The sequence below is a fragment of the Campylobacter sp. 2014D-0258 genome (assembly GCF_008000495.1).
Classification (GTDB): Bacteria; Campylobacterota; Campylobacteria; order Campylobacterales; family Campylobacteraceae; genus Campylobacter_D; species Campylobacter_D jejuni.
In genome coordinates this window covers 64,427-80,884 of sequence record NZ_VOAR01000026.1, presented here as the reverse complement: position 1 = coordinate 80,884, position 16,458 = coordinate 64,427, and the positions used below count along the sequence as shown (strand labels likewise).

The following is a 16,458-nucleotide window of genomic DNA, read 5'->3' as shown; positions in this document are numbered from 1 at the left end:
AGATGTTTAAATCTTTAAATATCGGTTTAAAACTTATTTTTTCTGTGGCAACTGTTGTTGTTATTGGACTTATTATTTTAATTTCATTAATCACAAAACAAGTAAGTCAAAATATTACTAAAAATACAGAAGATATTCTTGCTTCTATCACGAAAGAATATGCTACCCAAACTCAAGGAATTTTTGGGGAAATGATCGCTTTAAATAAAAGTATTTCAGGTACTTTAACAGAAATGTTTAGATCAACCTCTAAAGAAGATTTAGATATAGATAATATAACAAATATTATAACCAATACTTTTGATAATAGTGCTTATTCTAATTTTACTTATTTGTATCTTATCGATCCGCCAGAATACTTTAAAGAAGAGAGTAAATTTTTCAATACTCAAAGTGGAAAATTTGTCATGCTTTACGCTGATGAAGAAAAGGATAATAAAGGCGGAATAAAAGCAATACAAGCTAGTGATGAAATAGCTAATCTGCAAGTTGTGCAAGATATATTAAAAAAAGCAAAATATGGGGAAAATAAAGTATATATAGGCCGTCCTATTAAGATGAATTTAGAAGGTCAAGATTTTGATGCTGTAAATGTTGCTATGCCTATTTTTGATCGAAAAAATCAAGTTGTAGGTGTCATAGGCATGACTTTAGATTTTTCAGATATTGCTACTTATCTTTTAGACCCTAAAGGTCAAAAATATGATGGTGAATTAAGAGTTCTTTTAAATTCAGATGGTTTGATGGCGATACATCCAAATAAAAATCTAGTTTTAAAAAATTTAAAAGATGTCAATCCTAATAAAGGTGCACAAGAAACTTATAAGGCCATAAGCGAAGGAAAAAATGGAGTTTTTGACTATATAGCTTCTGATGGTGATGATTCTTATGCTGCGATTAATAGTTTTAAAGTGCAAGATAGTTCTTGGGCAGTTTTGGTAACTGCTCCTAAATATTCAGTATTTAAACCCTTAAAAAAATTACAATTAATTATTCTTGGTGCATCTTTTATTTTTATTTTTGTTGTTTTAGGAGTGGTTTATTATTGCGTAAGAAAAATTGTCGCATCTAGATTGCCTGTGATTCTTAGTTCTTTAGAATCATTTTTCCGTTTTTTAAATCATGAAAAAATTGAACCTAAGGCTATTGAAATTCGTGCTAATGATGAGCTAGGAGCAATGGGAAGAATCATAAATGAAAATATTGAAAAGATTCAAATATCTTTAGAACAAGATCAAAATGCTGTAGATGAATCGGTGCAAACTGCTAGAGAAATCGAAAAGGGTAATTTAACTGCAAGAATTACTAAAAATCCTATAAATCCTCAATTAGTAGAACTTAAAAATGTTCTTAATAGGATGCTTGATGTTTTACAAAGTAAAATTGGTTCTAATATGAATGAAATTAATAGAGTTTTTGATAGTTATAAGGCTCTTGATTTTAGTACAGAAGTATTTAATGCTAAAGGTGAAGTTGAGATTACAACTAATATTTTAGGCAAAGAAATTAAAAAGATGCTTTTGGCTTCTTCAAATTTTGCTAAAGATTTAGCCAATCAGTCAGAAGAGTTAAAAAATTCTATGCAAAAACTTGCTGATGGCTCTAATGCACAAGCGAGTTCTTTAGAACAATCGGCTGCAGCCGTAGAGGAGATTAATTCTTCTATGCAAAATGTAAGTGGAAAAACAGTTGAGGTTGCTTCACAAGCTGATGATATAAAAAATATTGTCAATGTAATTAAAGATATCGCTGAGCAAACGAATCTTCTTGCTTTAAATGCAGCTATTGAAGCTGCACGTGCTGGAGAACATGGGCGTGGTTTTGCAGTTGTTGCAGATGAGGTAAGACAGCTTGCGGAAAGAACAGGAAAATCCTTATCTGAAATCGAGGCAAATATTAATATACTTGTTCAAAGCGTAAATGAAGTAGCAGAATCTGTAAAAGAACAAACAGCAGGAATCACACAGATTAACGATGCTATAGCACAACTTGAAACTGTAACTAAGGAAAATGTCGAAGTTGCAAATGTCACCAATAATATAACAAATGAAGTCAATCAAATTGCTGCGGCAATTCTTGAAGATGTGAATAAAAAAAGATTTTAAAAAAGCTCATTTTTGAGCTTTTAAATTTTTTTATATTATTTAAAATTTTTAAACACAAAACAAGTAATAAAATAATATTATTTTTCAAAGCTAATATCAAGGAAAAATAATGAAAATTGATTGTCGCAATCTATCTTGTCCTCAGCCTATGGTTGAAACAAAAAACGCTCTTGAAAAACTTCAAGAAAATGAAATTTTAGAAATTGTTTTAAATTCTATTATTTCAAAAAATAATGTTGTAAAATTTCTTAACTCTTTAAATTTAAACCCTGTTGTAGATGAAAATGCACAAGAGTTTTGCATCAAAGTACAAAAAAAGAATTTTGATTCTAGTGAAGTAAATATTCACGATTATAATGTTTTATTTTTAAAAACCGACAAAGTGGGCGAGGGTGAATTGGGACAAAATTTACTTGTAGGATTTTTAAGTACCTTAAAAAATTTAGATCATGCTCCAAGTAAAATTCTTTGCGTAAATGAAAGTGTTTTAATCAATGTTGATGAAAATCATAAAGCACATTTAGCTATGAAAGAACTTGAAAATTTAGGTATTGAGATCATAAGTTGTGGAGCTTGTCTAGAATTTTTTAATAAAAGCAAAGAACTTAAAATAGGAAATATAGGCAATGCTTATGAAATTTTAAACGAGCTTTTTGGTAAAGCAAAAATCATTACTCTATAAGGAAAAACACTGCAATATAAAAATCAAAATTTAACCCATTTTGTTAAAGCAGCAGGTTGAGCAGCGAAATTAAGCCCGGGTGGTCTTAAAACAATTTTAAATTTCATGCAAAAAACTCCTGCTTTACTTAGTGATATCGGAAATAATGAAGATGCAAGCGTATATCAAATCAGTCCTGATTTAGCTTTGGTGCAAACGCTTGATTTTATCACTCCTATAGTAGATAGTGCTTATCATTTTGGTGCTATTGCTGCAGCAAATGCTTTAAGCGATGTTTTTGCTATGGGTGCAGAGGTGATTAATGCCTTAAATATAGTAGGTTTTGATACTTGTAATCATGATATAAATATCTTAAAAGAGCTTTTAGAAGGTGCAAATGATAAGGTTCAAGAATGCAATGCTTTAGTTGTGGGTGGCCATACTATAGAAAGCACTGAGCTTTTTTTTGGACTTAGTGTTACAGGAAAAGTACATCCTAGTAAATTTATTGCTAATAATACGGCTAAAGTTGGAGATTGTATCATTTTAACCAAGCCTTTAGGAACAGGAATTTTAAGTACAGCTTTAAAGGCACAAATGTTAAATCAAAAACATTTAGATATAATGCTTAAAAGTATGATGGAGTTAAATTATAAAGCCAGTCAAATTGCTCTTAAATTTCATCCAGGTGCCATGAGTGATGTCACAGGTTTTGGACTTTTAGGACATTTAAAAGAAATGCTAAATAAAAATATTTCTTTTGAAATTTTTGAAAGTGAACTTCCTTTTTTAGATGGAGTAAAAGAGTATTTTAATATGGGTTTAATTCCTGCTGGAGCTTATAAAAATTTAGAATTTATAAAAGAACTTATCCCTGATTTAAATGAAGAAAAATTATTACTTTGTGATCCGCAAACTTCAGGAGGACTTTTAATTTCTATAAGTGAAAAAGAATCCTTAGAATGTTTAAAAAAACTAGAAGATGAAAATATTCAAGCTAAAATTATTGCTAAGGTTGTAAATAAGCAAGAAAATGATATTATCATTTCTTAATTTTTGTTACTTATATACCCATTAAAATTTTTTTTATCATTTTTTATACATTTTCTATGATTTAAAATATTATTTTTATCTTATTTATATATTATTTATTAAAATTTATTTTATCTTAGGAGATACGAAATGATACAAAAAGCTTTAGCTTTAGCTGAAGAATTGCAAGGACAAATAGAAGCCAATATTTCAAATTCTGAAAAAGAATTTCATGCTAAAATGCAAAAACTTCTTAATAATCCCAAAAATAAAGTTATGCTTATAGAACTTTTAGATCGTTCTTTTAGATGTAAAGATAAAAATGCAAGTTTTGAGCTTATAGAATATACTTTGAGTAAATATGGCATAGCGGATTTTTTTAGCACTTTTGAAAAATTCCTACTTTTTAGCTTTTTAAATTTTGGCAAATTTGCTCCTAATTTAAGTGTACCTTTTTTTGTCAAACATTTAAGAGAAGATACTAAAGCTATGGTTCTAGATGCAAACCCTAGTGTTTTAGAGCCGCATATTAAAAAAAGAAAAGAGCAAGATAAAATCACTTTAAATGTGAATTTAATCGGCGAAGAGGTTTTAGGTGAAGCTGAGAGTAAATATCGTATGCGAAAATATGAAGAGGCTTTAAAATCAAGTTATATCACTTATATTTCCATAAAAATTACTACGATTTTTTCACAAATTAATATTATAGATTTTGATTATTCCAAAGAAGAGGTAGTAAAAAGACTAGATTATCTTTATGCTTTAGCCTTAGAAGAAGAGAAAAAACAAGGTGTTTCTAAATTTATCAATCTTGATATGGAGGAATTTAGAGATTTAGAACTTACTGTTGCAGCTTTTATAGAAAGTGTGGCCAAATTTGATATTAAAGCGGGGATTGTTTTGCAAGCTTATATTCCTGATTCTTATGAGTATCTTAAAAAACTTTTTGCTTTTTCAAAAGAGAGGGTTTTAAAAGGTATGAAGCCTATTAAGATCCGTTTTGTTAAGGGTGCTAATATGGAAAGTGAAGAAACCATTGCATCTCAAAAAGGCTGGGAACTTCCTACTTTTTATAAAAAAATAGATACTGATAGCAACTATAATAAAATGCTTGATTTTATTCTTGAAGGAGATAATCATAAATACATCAACATAGGAATTGCAAGTCATAATATCTTTGAGATTGCTTATGCTTATACACGCATAAGTGAAGCGGGTGCTTTGGATTCTTTTACTTTTGAAATGCTTGAAGGTATGAGTTTGCAATGTTCTTATGAATTATCCAAAATGCATGATTTAATCCTTTATGCTCCAGTTTGCGATGAAGCACATTTTAACAATGCCATTGCTTATCTTGTAAGACGCCTTGATGAAAATACAAGTGAAGATAATTTTATGCGTTATTTTTTCAATCTTAAAGTAGGAGATGAAAATTGGAAGGCTCAAAAAGAACTTTTTTTAAAATCTTTAGAAGGCATAAAAACTCTTGATAATACTACACATCGTAAGCAAGATAGAAATAAAGAATCAAATATCATAAGTTCTTATGAAAGTAAAAAATTTAGCAATGAAAGCGATACGGATTTTATTTTAGCGCAAAATAGAGCGTGGGCTAAAGAAATTAAAACTAAATATGAAAATTTAAAAGATTATGATGTTTATCCTGTTATAGGCGAACTTGATTTTAAAGCAGAAAATTTAAATGTTTTAGAAGTTAAAGATAAGATCGAAGATAGAGTTATAGGAAAGGCTTATTTAGCAGGAGAAAAAGAAATCAAACAAGCTTTAGAAGTAGCTAAAAATTCCAAATTTACACAAAAAAGTCATGATGAAATTTATCAAATTTTAGCCAAAAGTGCAAAACTGATGAGAGAAAGAAGAGGGGATTTGATAGGTTTGGCAGCTTTAGAAGTGGGTAAAACCTTTTTAGAGATCGATCCTGAAGTAAGCGAGGCTATTGATTTTATAGAGTTTTATCCGCACTCTTTAGAAGAGCTTAAAAAACAAAATCCAAAAGTTACATTCACACCTAAAGGTATAGGGGTTACCATAGCTCCTTGGAATTTTCCTATAGGAATTTCAGTAGGTACTATAGCTGCACCACTAGCCGCAGGTAATGTGGTGATTTACAAACCTTCTTCACTTTCAACTCTAACAGGTTATATGCTTTGTAAGTGTTTTTGGGATTCGGGTATTCCAAAAGATGCTTTGATTTTCTTACCTTCAAAAGGAAGTGATATTTCTAAATATTTACTTATTGATGAAGCGATTAAATTTTCAATTCTTACAGGAGGAGAGGATACTGCTTATGCTATGTTAAAAGCTAATCCAACCTTGCTTTTAAGTGCTGAAACTGGCGGAAAGAATGCGACTATAGTTTCTAAATTTGCTGATCGTGATAGTGCGATTAAAAATATCATTCATTCTGCTTTTAGTAATAGCGGTCAAAAATGTTCAGCTACTTCTTTGCTAGTCTTAGAAGAAGAGGTTTATCATGATGAAGAATTTAAAAAGACTTTAGTGGATGCTGCGAGTTCTATGGCAGTGGGCAATCCTTTTGAATTTAAAAATAAATTAGGTACTTTAGCTGATAAGCCAAGTTCTAAAGTTCAAAAGGCCTTAGATGAATTACAACCTTATGAAGAATGGGCATTAAAACCTAAGTTTTTAGAGGATAATCCTTATTTGATGACTCCAGGCATAAAATATGGCACTAAAAAGGGTGATTTTACTCATATGAATGAACTTTTTGTACCGATTTTAAGTGTGATGAAGGCTAAAGACTTAAAAGAAGCTATTGATATAGTAAATTCCACAGGTTATGGTTTAACTGCAGGTTTTGAAAGCTTAGATGAAAGAGAATGGGAGTATTTTCACACTCACATAGAAGCAGGAAATATTTATATCAATAAACCAACCACAGGGGCTATAGTGCTGCGTCAACCTTTTGGTGGGATTAAAAAATCAGCTATAGGTTTGGGTAGAAAAGTGGGAATTTATAATTATATCACTCAATTTTTAGAGGTTAAGCAAGAAGATTTTGATGATCATTTAATTGAAGATAAATTTTCAAAAAAATTAGCACAAATAGATTTAAAAGAAGCACAAGATTTTATGAACAATTTAATTAAAATGTCTCAATCTTATGCTTATCATTATAAAAACGAGTTTAGTGTTTCAAAAGATTATGTCAATATTCGTGGAGAAGATAATCTTTTTTCTTATACTAAAATAAAGAATATGGTTTTAAGACTTTGTGGAAATGAAAGCTTAAAAGATGTTTTAGGTGTGGTTTTAGGTGCAAATATTGCAAATATTGATCTAAGTATCAGTTATGATGAACAAGATGTTAGTATAATAGAACGAATTGTTCAAAGCATAGGAGCAAAAGTATTGTTTTTAAAAGAAAATAAAGAAAATTTTATCAAGAGTATTAAAGAATATGAAAGAGTGCGTTATTTAGCAAAGCCAGATGTAAATGATGAGATTTATAAAGAGGCTGCAAAGCTTGCTAAAATCATTATAAGAGAAAAGCCATTATTAAATGGTCGTTTTGAACTTTTAAATTATTTTAATGAAAAAGCTTTAAGTATATCTTTTCATCGTTATGGAAATTTAGGCATTAGAGCAATATCTTAATGATCAAGGAGAGATTGATGGAAGTGGTTCAAATTAATACCCCAATAGCAGTGATGTTTGTAGCTTATGCCTTATTAATGCTTTATATAGGTTTTTATTTTTATAAACAAAATAAAAATTCAGAGGATTATTTTCTAGGTGGGCGTACCATGGGGCCTGTGATATCTGCACTTAGCGCAGGGGCTTCTGATATGAGTGGTTGGCTTTTAATGGGTTTACCGGGAGCTTTATATGTAAGTGGTTTTATAGATTCTTATATTGCAATTGGGCTTACTATAGGAGCTAGTTTAAATTGGATTTTTGTGGCAAAAAGACTTAGAATTTATACCAGTGTGATTGCAAATTCTTTGACTATTCCTGATTATTTTGAAACTCGTTTTGATGATGATAAACATATACTGCGCATCGTATGTGCGGTGGTAATTTTGATATTTTTTACCTTTTATGTTTCATCAGGGCTTGTAAGCGGAGCAAAACTTTTTGAAAGTACTTTTGGTATCAGATACGATTATGCTTTAACTACTGGAACGATTATTATTGTTGCTTATACTTTTTTAGGTGGATATAAGGCGGTTTGTTGGACGGATATGATACAAGGGCTTTTAATGATGATGGCTTTAATTATTGTACCTTTGGTTATGCTTTATCATTTAGGTGGCTTTGGTGAAGCGATGAATATAGTAAGAGAAATAAAACCACAAGCTTTATCTATGGGCGAAGGAGTAGGAGTTATAAGTATTATATCTGCACTTGCTTGGGGTTTGGGTTATTTTGGTCAACCACATATTTTAGTGCGTTTTATGTCGATTCGTTCTACTAAAGATATTCCTATGGCCACTTTTATAGGTATTGCTTGGATGGCGGTTTGTCTTTTAAGTGCTTGTATGATAGGTATTTTGGGCATAGCTTATGTGCATAAATTTGAATTAAGTTTGCAAGATCCTGAAAAGATTTTCATCGTGATGTCGCAGCTTTTATTTAATCCTTGGATAGCAGGTATTTTACTCAGTGCTATTTTAGCAGCTATTATGAGTACAGCAAGTTCACAATTGCTGGTTTCAAGTTCTACTATAGCGGAAGATTTTTATAAAAAGATTTTTAGAGAAGATGCGCCAAGTCATGTTGTATTAAATTTAGGTAAATTAGGTGTTTTATTGGTAGCTGTAATAGCGTTTTTGATTTCTACTGATAAAAACTCAAGTGTTTTGAGTATAGTTTCTTATGCATGGGCTGGATTTGGAGCTTCTTTTGGTTCTGTAATGCTTTTTTCTTTATTTTGGAGTAGGATGACAAGAGTAGGAGCGATCTTAGGTATGATAACAGGAGCTGCTACTGTGGTGCTTTGGAAGAATTTTGCAAATTCAGGTCTTTATGAAATAGTTCCAGGGTTTTTAGCAGCTTCGGCGGTGATTATTATTGCAAGTTTGTTTACAAATGTAAGATCTGGAACTAAAGCAGCTTATGAAAAGATGTTAAAAGAGCTTTGAGAACAAAAGCCTTTTTTAAGGCTTTTGTATTAAAAATCTTAGCGTGGGTCCACTTTGATCGATTTCAAGCACTTTAAAACCACGGTTTTTTACATCTTGAGGTATGGAATTGATACTTTGTGGGCAATCGCAAAGCACTTCCAAAATTTCTCCACTTTTAAGCTTAGGTAAGACATCAAGTGTTGCTATAGCAGGATAAGGACAAGCTTCACCTTGTAAATTTAAACTATAAGTAATTTTCACTGTTTATCCTTTAAGTTGATTTTTAAAAAAGTGTTTTTTGTAAAATACTACAAAAACAAACATTAAGATGAATAAAATAAGGTTGATAAAAAATCCATTTAAATTGCCAAATTCAGTTAAAAGATTGATTTTTATACCTTCTTTAAAAGCTTTTGGTAAAAAGTCATAACTTAAAGCTAAAATCATAGTTCCTATTATATTTGCAATTCCTACTATTATAAAATGACTTTGTCCTTCAAAGGCACGATAAGTCCAACCACACTCGCAACCTCCGGCAAAAACTATACCAAAACCAAACAAAAATGCTCCCACAGCTACAGCAGGAGAAAGTTCTATGAGTTTGCTAGTATGACCTTGCAAGATAAAAGCAAAAGCGATTAAAGAGGCGATAATCATACCGATTAATGCGCCTTTTATAGCATTATCTCTACCAAATAAAAATAAATCTCTAAAGCAAGAAGTAAAACAAATTTGCCCTCTAGAAATAACAAAGCCAAAAACAAAACCAAAAATCAGTGCTAAAGCTAGAAGACTTTGTTTGTTTTGTGTGCTGATATTGCCATTTGTAAAAACAAGATAAAACACCCAAACTAAAAAGGCTATGAAAAGCAATATGCCTAAGTTAAAATATAATTTTGTACGCAAACTTTGCTTGTTTAACGGCAAGTTTTCTTTATTTACATGTTCTAATTTAGCTTTAGGTTTAAAAAAGGAAGTGTTGCAAATTTTCACTCCTAGATAAATTCCTAAAACCATAAAAACAGTAAAAAGCCAAGTGTGTAAAGAAAAATAAGGTAAACCTGTAAAAAAATTAGCTAAATTGCATCCAAATGCAAGTCTTGCTCCATATCCTGAAAGAATTCCACCTACTATTGCTTGAAAAATTCTTATATTGCTAGCAGGTAGACGAAATTTGACTTTGTTAGCTAAAAGTGCGGCTACTAAACAACCTATAAACATACCTATGAGCATAATACCATCAGTTCTTGTTAAAGGGGTTCCATTTAAATTTTGCTTTTGGTAATAAGAATATCCATCTAAATTCATACCTAAAAGCTCTAAAAACTCGCCACCCCAACGTGTCATTTCTCCAGTAACAGCCCAAACGCCACCAAAAATCCCAAAATACACTGCACTTAAAATTCCAAGTGCAATCATAGAACGGGAATTGTCCCAAAAATTGATTAAATATTTTTGTTTAAAAGAATTCAAAGAAAGATCCTAAAAATGTAATCATCAAAACTTGATGCTAAAAAAGAGTAAGATTATAGCTTAAATTTAATATGAAGTCAAAAAGAATATTGATAAATTTATTTTGTTTTTCATTAAAAATCGCTATAATTATCACTTTGGAAGATTAGCGTATCTGGTGATCGCCACTGACTTCAAATCAGATGAAAGGATAGTTGACTATTCTTTGGGGAGTTCGATTCTCTCATCTTCTCGCCAATATTAAGTAAAATCAAGGAAATTTTTATGAGCAAAGCAGATATTATTGTCGGCATTCAATGGGGCGATGAAGGAAAAGGTAAGGTAGTTGATAAATTATGTGAAAATTATGATTTTGTTTGCAGAAGTGCAGGTGGACACAATGCAGGACATACGATTTGGGTAAATGGTGTAAGATATGCGCTTCATCTTATGCCAAGTGGAGTTTTGCATCCAAGATGTATTAATATTATCGGAAATGGAGTTGTGGTTTCTCCTGAAGTATTGATCGCTGAAATGGCTCAATTTGAAAATTTAAAAGGTAGATTATATATCAGCGATAGAGCTCATTTAAATTTAAAACATCATTCTTTAATAGACATTGCAAAAGAAAAGCTCAAAGGCAAAAATGCCATAGGAACAACAGGTAAGGGTATAGGACCTTCTTATGCAGATAAGATTAATCGTACAGGACATAGATTTGGAGAGCTTTTAGAACCACAAAGACTTTGCGAGGCTTTGATAAAAGATTTTGAAGCTAATAAAACTTTTTTTGAAATGCTTGAAATTGAAATTCCAAGTGCTGAAGAATTGCTTGCTGATTTAAAACGTTTTAATGAAATTTTAACTCCTTATATTACAGATACTACAAGAATGCTTTGGAAGGCTTTAGATGAAGATAAAAGAGTACTTTTAGAAGGAGCTCAGGGCTCTATGCTTGATATTGATCATGGAACTTATCCTTATGTTACAAGTTCAAGTACTATTTCAGCAGGCGCTTTAACAGGACTTGGGTTAAATCCTAAAGAAGCGGGAAATATTATAGGTATTGTAAAAGCTTATGCAACGCGTGTGGGAAATGGAGCTTTTCCTACTGAGGATAAGGGCGAAGATGGAGAAAAAATTGCGCAAATTGGAAAAGAGATTGGCGTAAGCACGGGACGCAAAAGACGCTGTGGATGGTTTGATGCGGTTGCTGTAAGATATACAGCAAGGCTTAATGGTCTTGATGCTTTATCTTTGATGAAGCTTGATGTTTTAGATGGTTTTGAAAAGATAAAAATTTGTCGTGCTTATGAATATAAGGGTATGGAAATCGACTATATACCAAGTGATTTAGAAAATGTTCAACCTATTTATGAAGAAATGGATGGTTGGGATAAAGTTTTTGGTATAAAAGATTATGATTTATTGCCAGAAAATGCTAAAAAATATATAGCAAGACTTGAAGAGCTTGCAGGGGTTAAGGTAAAATATATTTCTACTAGCCCTGAAAGAGATGATACTATCATCTTATGAAAAGTAAATATAATTCTGTTGTAAAGGTAAGAAAACAACAACTTGATAAAGCAGAATCAAATCTTAATCAAGCCAAACAAAGACAGCTTGAACATGAAAAAGCTTATGAACTTTCACGCCAAGAGTGTGAAAGTTTAGGCGTATTGCCAAAATCAGGATCTATAGCAGAGTTAAGATCGAATTTAAGTATGGCACAAGTAGGACGCGAGGCTTTGGCAAGAGCTAAGGAGAAAGTAGAACTTTCTAAAAAAGAAATGAATCATTATCAGTTTTTATATCAAAAAGCACATTTAGATTATGAAAAAATGAAGGTTTTAGAAGCCGAGGAAATTAAACAAAAGCAAAAAGAACTTGCCAAGGCTGAAGAAAAATTTTTAGATGAAATTGCAATCAGTCGTTTTTTCAAAGGAGAAAAAGATGATTAAAAAATTTATATTGTTAGTTTTTATTTCAAGTGTAGTTTTTGGAGCTGAACAAGATTGTGAGCAGTATTTTGAAGCTAGAAAAGCTCAAATTGAATTGCAAACTAGAGAATTTGATGAAGCAAGACAATCTTTAGAAGCTTATAAAGCCTCTTTTGAAGCTTTGCAAAAAGAAAGGCTTGAAAATTTAGAAAAAAAAGAGGCTGAGGTTAATGCAACTTTGGCAAAAATTGAAGAATTAAAGCTTGAAAACGCAAGGCTTGTAGAAAAACAACAAAAGATTTTAAATTCAATCAATGATAAAACTCAAGGTAGGGTTAAAGAAATTTATTCCCAAATGAAAGATGCAGCCATTGCAGATGTTTTAAGTCAAATGGATGCAGAGGATGCAAGCAAAATAATGCTTTCTTTGGAATCGCGTAAAATTTCAGGTGTTTTATCTAAAATGGATCCAAAAAAAGCTAGCGAGCTTACTTTGCTTTTGAAAAATTTAGATAATAATGCTAGTAATTAGGTGATTAAAATAATGAAAATTTTTCATTTTTAACATTCTTTTACCAAAAATAAGCTATTATTTCAAACATTATCAAATAAAAGGTTTTTAAGATGCGTATAAAATTACCACATATTCCTTATATCGCAAATAAAATGATGTTAGATATAGCTAATTCTTCTTTTGTAGAAATTAAAGATCAATTAGAAAAGCTTAAGGTATGTATAATAGAAGTTTTAGAGAAAGATATTCTAAATGAAAGAAAATTAGATGAAAGAGTAAAAGAGCTTTTAGAGCAACAAGAAGATGAAATGGAGCTTATGCAAGTAGATCGTAAAAATATGTTTTGGCTTGTGAAGAAAAAGTTAGCTCCTGAATTTAATGTGATTTTAGATTCTGAAGATAGACATAATCATCTAGCGCATCAAATTTTAGAAGAACTTGTAGAGAATGATTATATTAATTTTATAGTGAGTGAAAATAGAGTTAAAAATTTAATCTTTTCAAGCATAGAGTCTTATCTTAAAATTTATGAAAAACTTGAAGATGAGGTTTATGAGAAAATTAGCAATTATAAAACAAAACCTATTCCAGGTAGCGAAGAATACGATCTTATCTTTGAAAAACTCTATCAAGAAGAGCTCAGAAAAAAAGGTATGTTTTAATGAAGGCTTATATTTATTTAGAAAATGATATTTTTTTAAGTGCTAAGGCTTTTGGAAAGAGCGGTACTTTTTTTGGAGAGCTTGTATTTAACACTTCTTTAACAGGGTATCAAGAAATTATTTCAGATCCTTCTTATGCAGGGCAATTTATCGTATTTTCCATGCCAGAAATTGGTATAGTGGGAACCAATGAAAATGATAATGAAAGCAAGGAAATTTTTGCAAGTGGTGTTTTAATGCGTGAATTAAGTTCCAGTTTTTCAAATTTTCGCGCTAAAGAAAGTCTGCAAGATTATCTTGAAAAACATGGAAAAATAGGAATTTATGAACTTGATACGAGATATCTAGTAAAAATGATAAGAAATAATGGCAATTTAAGAGCTGTAATTTCAACTGAAATTTCAAATAAAGAAGATTTAAAAATCGCCTTAGAAAAATCAGCAAAAATTGATGAAGTAAATTTTGTAAAAGAAGTTAGCACTAAGAAAAATTATTCTCATAAACAAGGCGTTTGGAACGCTAGTTTTCAAAAATTTAATGATGCTAAAAGAAGTGAGAAAAAAGTTGCTGTTATAGATTATGGTGTTAAAACAAATATCTTAAATGAACTTGTAGAAGTAGGTTTTGAAGTAGAAGTTTATCCATATAATGTTAAAGCAGATGAGTTGATTACTCTGTATAAAAAAGGTGAAATTCAAGGCGTGTTTCTTTCTAATGGTCCAGGTGAGCCAAGGATTTTAAAACAAGAGATTGCAGAGATTAAAAAACTTGCAGAAGCTAAAATTCCTATGCTTGGAATTTGCTTAGGTCACCAGCTTTTAAGTAATGCTTTTGGATATGAAACTTATAAAATGAAATTTGGACAACATGGAGCAAATCATCCTGTGATCAATCTTGATACAAAAACGGTAGAAATTACCGCACAAAATCATAATTATAATGTTCCAGAAGAATTAGCTCAAGTGGCTCATATCACTCATAGAAATTTATTTGGCGATAATGTTGAAGGAGTAAGATATAAAGACTATCCTATTATTTCAGTACAACATCATCCAGAAAGTTCTTCAGGTCCTCATGAAAGTAAGTATATTTTTAAAGAATTTATGAATTTGATGTGAGTATAGATTTTTTAGCTATTATCAGCGTTGCTTTTTTATCTAGTTTTGGACATTGCTATTCTATGTGTGGTGGTTTTAATTTACTTTTTATAAATTTGAATTCAAAAAGCAATAATTTATTTTTATTAACTTTTATTTATCATTTGTTTAGAATTTTTGCTTATATTGTTTTAGGGATAATTTTTGGGACTTTTGGGAATATCTTGGCAATCAATGCTAAGGTTCAAAGTTTGTCATTTTTTATTCTTGGTATATTTATGATGATTTTGGGTTTTGCTCTTATTTTTAGAGGCAATATGTTATCTTTTATTGAAAATAATGTTTTTTTTGATAGTTTTGTAAAGAAAATTATTAAAAAATCTAAAAATTTTAAAGGATTAAAATCAGCCATATTTTTAGGATTTTCAAATGGTTTTGTTCCTTGTGGATTGGTGTATTTTTTTATAGCCAATGCAATGAGTAAGCAAAATATTTTTGAAGGTATTTTGGTAATGATGATTTTTGGAATATCAACTTTACCTGCGATGTTATTTTTTTCTAAAATTTCACAGTTTTTTAGTGATTTTTTGAAAAATTTATTTAATTATTTATCGTATGGCGTTATTGTTTGTTACGGTATAAATCTTGCCTATATAGGTTTTAAGGCTTTTCAATGAAAGATTTTTTTAAAGATCAGTTTTTTAAAGCTCTTGAAAAAAATACAATTTTTTCAAGAGCTGATGTTCAAGGAAATTTAATTTTTGTCAGTGATAAACTTTGTCAAATAAGTGGATATAGTAAAAAAGAGCTTATAGGAAAAAAACATTCAATATTTAAACATCCAGATGTTGAGGAATGTTATATTGAAGAACTTTTAAAAAAACTTTCATATAAAAAACCTTATCAAGTTATTTTTAAAAATATTGATAAATTAGGCAAAACTTTCTATCTTGAAACTTTATTAATCCCCATATTGGATAAAAATAATGAATTAATAGAAATAGTAGCATTCTCTCATGATGTTAGTAATTCTTTTAAGCTTAATGAAGAGCTTGCTCTAAATCACGCTAAATTAAGAGAATTAAGTATTAATCTTGAAAATACAGTTAAAAATCACCAACAAGAATTTATACAGTTAGGTAAAAAATTTGAGAAAAAAATGCAAATTGCCTTGGAAAAAAATGAAAAAGATATTAAAATAGCATATGAAGAGATTTTGAAATCTTCATTAGAACAAATGATTAGCGATATAGCACATCAATGGAGACAACCGTTAAATGAGCTCGGTATTGCCATGTTTCAAATGAAGCAAAATCTTAAAGATGAAAAAGGATTTGCTGAAATTTACTCACAATCAAAAGATATGATTAAAAATATGTCAGAAACAATTGATGTGTTTAGAACTTTGTTTAACAAAGGAGTAGAGCAGTGTGTATTTATAAAAGAGACTTTAAATAAAGCCTTGGAAATTGCTTTTGAAACTATAGAAAAAAATCATGTAAATATTAATATTGTTTCGAAAAGTGATTATGAAGTTTTGGCATATGAGAATGGTTTAATAAGAGTTTTTCTTAATTTGATTTTAAATTCAATAGAAGCATTTAAAAACAAAAAAAGGAAAATCATAACAATAAATTTTTCAAAATTTGGAAAAAATTATCTGAAAATTACAATAAAAGATAATGCTGGTGGGATTGATAAAGAAAATTTAGATAAAATTTTTCAACCTTATTTTACAACAAAACATCCTAGTCAAGGTATAGGAGTAGGACTTTATATAAGTAGACAAATTATCGAAAGTTTCCAAGGAAAAATAAAAGTTAAAAATGGAAAAGACGGGGCTTGTTTTGAGATATTTTTAAAACTAAAAGAGAGGGTAGAGTAGAA

The 16,458-nt window shown here is 30.0% G+C and carries 14 protein-coding genes and 1 tRNA gene; 13 read left to right on the top strand and 2 right to left on the bottom strand.

Translation table 11 applies throughout. The annotated features are described in order from the left end of the window. The first annotated feature begins 2 nt into the window (after positions 1 to 2). The 5 genes from ccaA to putP all read left to right on the top strand — a co-directional run bounded on the left by ccaA (position 3) and on the right by putP (position 8,924). A complete protein-coding gene (gene ccaA / locus SR62_RS07420; protein ID WP_002892463.1) occupies positions 3 to 2,105 on the top strand; it encodes an aspartate chemotaxis receptor CcaA in 2,103 nt (700 codons plus the stop codon). A 109-nt stretch (positions 2,106 to 2,214) separates the two neighbouring features. After that, entirely contained in the window at positions 2,215 to 2,787 is a 573-nt protein-coding gene (yedF, locus tag SR62_RS07415) for a sulfurtransferase-like selenium metabolism protein YedF (RefSeq protein ID WP_002892461.1), read from the top strand. 9 nt (positions 2,788 to 2,796) lie between these two features. Further along, on the top strand, positions 2,797 to 3,819 hold the full coding sequence (gene selD / locus SR62_RS07410; RefSeq protein WP_079263920.1) for a selenide, water dikinase SelD: 1,023 nt from the start codon (positions 2,797 to 2,799) through the stop codon (positions 3,817 to 3,819). A gap of 129 nt (positions 3,820 to 3,948) precedes the next feature. Next, complete coding sequence (locus tag SR62_RS07405; RefSeq protein WP_002892457.1) at positions 3,949 to 7,437, top strand: proline dehydrogenase family protein; 3,489 nt, start codon at positions 3,949 to 3,951, stop codon at positions 7,435 to 7,437. A 17-nt stretch (positions 7,438 to 7,454) separates the two neighbouring features. Beyond that, positions 7,455 to 8,924 carry a sodium/proline symporter PutP gene (gene putP / locus SR62_RS07400; RefSeq protein WP_002872334.1) on the top strand — a complete coding sequence of 490 codons (1,470 nt, stop codon included), beginning with the start codon at positions 7,455 to 7,457 and terminating at the stop codon, positions 8,922 to 8,924. Positions 8,925 to 8,939: 15 nt separating this feature from the next. On the opposite strand, the gene yedF (SR62_RS07395) is transcribed toward putP, so the two are convergent. Beyond that, positions 8,940 to 9,167 (bottom strand): sulfurtransferase-like selenium metabolism protein YedF, encoded by a 228-nt coding sequence (gene yedF, locus SR62_RS07395; RefSeq protein ID WP_002851188.1) that lies wholly within the window; start codon positions 9,165 to 9,167, stop codon positions 8,940 to 8,942. Positions 9,168 to 9,170: 3 nt separating this feature from the next. Further along, positions 9,171 to 10,379: a selenium metabolism membrane protein YedE/FdhT gene (gene yedE, locus SR62_RS07390; RefSeq protein WP_032582239.1), complete on the bottom strand. Its 1,209-nt coding sequence runs from the start codon at positions 10,377 to 10,379 to the stop codon at positions 9,171 to 9,173. 139 nt (positions 10,380 to 10,518) lie between these two features. On the opposite strand from yedE, the gene SR62_RS07385 reads away from it, so the two are divergent. From SR62_RS07385 to bumS, 8 genes are all read left to right on the top strand, one after another. Further along, positions 10,519 to 10,616, top strand: a tRNA-Sec gene (locus SR62_RS07385). A gap of 27 nt (positions 10,617 to 10,643) precedes the next feature. Then, the gene (locus tag SR62_RS07380; protein ID WP_002867236.1) at positions 10,644 to 11,894 is read left to right on the top strand and encodes an adenylosuccinate synthase; all 1,251 of its coding nucleotides are present in this window, start codon (positions 10,644 to 10,646) and stop codon (positions 11,892 to 11,894) included. Beyond that, positions 11,891 to 12,319 (top strand): flagellar export protein FliJ, encoded by a 429-nt coding sequence (locus tag SR62_RS07375; RefSeq protein ID WP_002797496.1) that lies wholly within the window; start codon positions 11,891 to 11,893, stop codon positions 12,317 to 12,319. Before SR62_RS07380 ends, SR62_RS07375 begins: the two co-directional genes overlap by 4 nt. Further along, positions 12,312 to 12,830 (top strand): MotE family protein, encoded by a 519-nt coding sequence (locus SR62_RS07370; RefSeq protein WP_002855458.1) that lies wholly within the window; start codon positions 12,312 to 12,314, stop codon positions 12,828 to 12,830. The genes SR62_RS07375 and SR62_RS07370 overlap by 8 nt, the downstream gene beginning before the upstream one ends. 92 nt (positions 12,831 to 12,922) lie before the next feature. After that, positions 12,923 to 13,474 carry a DUF507 family protein gene (locus tag SR62_RS07365; protein ID WP_002851269.1) on the top strand — a complete coding sequence of 184 codons (552 nt, stop codon included), beginning with the start codon at positions 12,923 to 12,925 and terminating at the stop codon, positions 13,472 to 13,474. Continuing rightward, positions 13,474 to 14,592, top strand: coding sequence for a glutamine-hydrolyzing carbamoyl-phosphate synthase small subunit (gene carA / locus SR62_RS07360; RefSeq protein WP_002851156.1), 1,119 nt, complete (start codon positions 13,474 to 13,476; stop codon positions 14,590 to 14,592). Before SR62_RS07365 ends, carA begins: the two co-directional genes overlap by 1 nt. Further along, positions 14,589 to 15,248 carry a sulfite exporter TauE/SafE family protein gene (locus SR62_RS07355; protein WP_002867237.1) on the top strand — a complete coding sequence of 220 codons (660 nt, stop codon included), beginning with the start codon at positions 14,589 to 14,591 and terminating at the stop codon, positions 15,246 to 15,248. Before carA ends, SR62_RS07355 begins: the two co-directional genes overlap by 4 nt. Then, the gene (gene bumS / locus SR62_RS07350) at positions 15,245 to 16,456 is read left to right on the top strand and encodes a butyrate sensor histidiine kinase-like phosphatase BumS (RefSeq protein ID WP_002851243.1); all 1,212 of its coding nucleotides are present in this window, start codon (positions 15,245 to 15,247) and stop codon (positions 16,454 to 16,456) included. Before SR62_RS07355 ends, bumS begins: the two co-directional genes overlap by 4 nt. The last annotated feature ends 2 nt before the right edge of the window (positions 16,457 to 16,458 follow it).

Excerpts from the sequence above, each read along its gene's own strand:
- bumS (WP_002851243.1), top strand. The coding sequence starts at position 15,245 with ATGAAAGATTTTTTTAAAGATCAGTTTTTTAAAGCTCTTGAAAAAAAT.
- SR62_RS07370 (WP_002855458.1), top strand. The coding sequence starts at position 12,312 with ATGATTAAAAAATTTATATTGTTAGTTTTTATTTCAAGTGTAGTTTTT.
- SR62_RS07405 (WP_002892457.1), top strand. The coding sequence starts at position 3,949 with ATGATACAAAAAGCTTTAGCTTTAGCTGAAGAATTGCAAGGACAAATA.
- SR62_RS07365 (WP_002851269.1), top strand. The coding sequence starts at position 12,923 with ATGCGTATAAAATTACCACATATTCCTTATATCGCAAATAAAATGATG.
- ccaA (WP_002892463.1), top strand. The coding sequence starts at position 3 with ATGTTTAAATCTTTAAATATCGGTTTAAAACTTATTTTTTCTGTGGCA.
- SR62_RS07380 (WP_002867236.1), top strand. The coding sequence starts at position 10,644 with ATGAGCAAAGCAGATATTATTGTCGGCATTCAATGGGGCGATGAAGGA.
- carA (WP_002851156.1), top strand. The coding sequence starts at position 13,474 with ATGAAGGCTTATATTTATTTAGAAAATGATATTTTTTTAAGTGCTAAG.
- SR62_RS07375 (WP_002797496.1), top strand. The coding sequence starts at position 11,891 with ATGAAAAGTAAATATAATTCTGTTGTAAAGGTAAGAAAACAACAACTT.
- yedF (WP_002892461.1), top strand. The coding sequence starts at position 2,215 with ATGAAAATTGATTGTCGCAATCTATCTTGTCCTCAGCCTATGGTTGAA.
- putP (WP_002872334.1), top strand. The coding sequence starts at position 7,455 with ATGGAAGTGGTTCAAATTAATACCCCAATAGCAGTGATGTTTGTAGCT.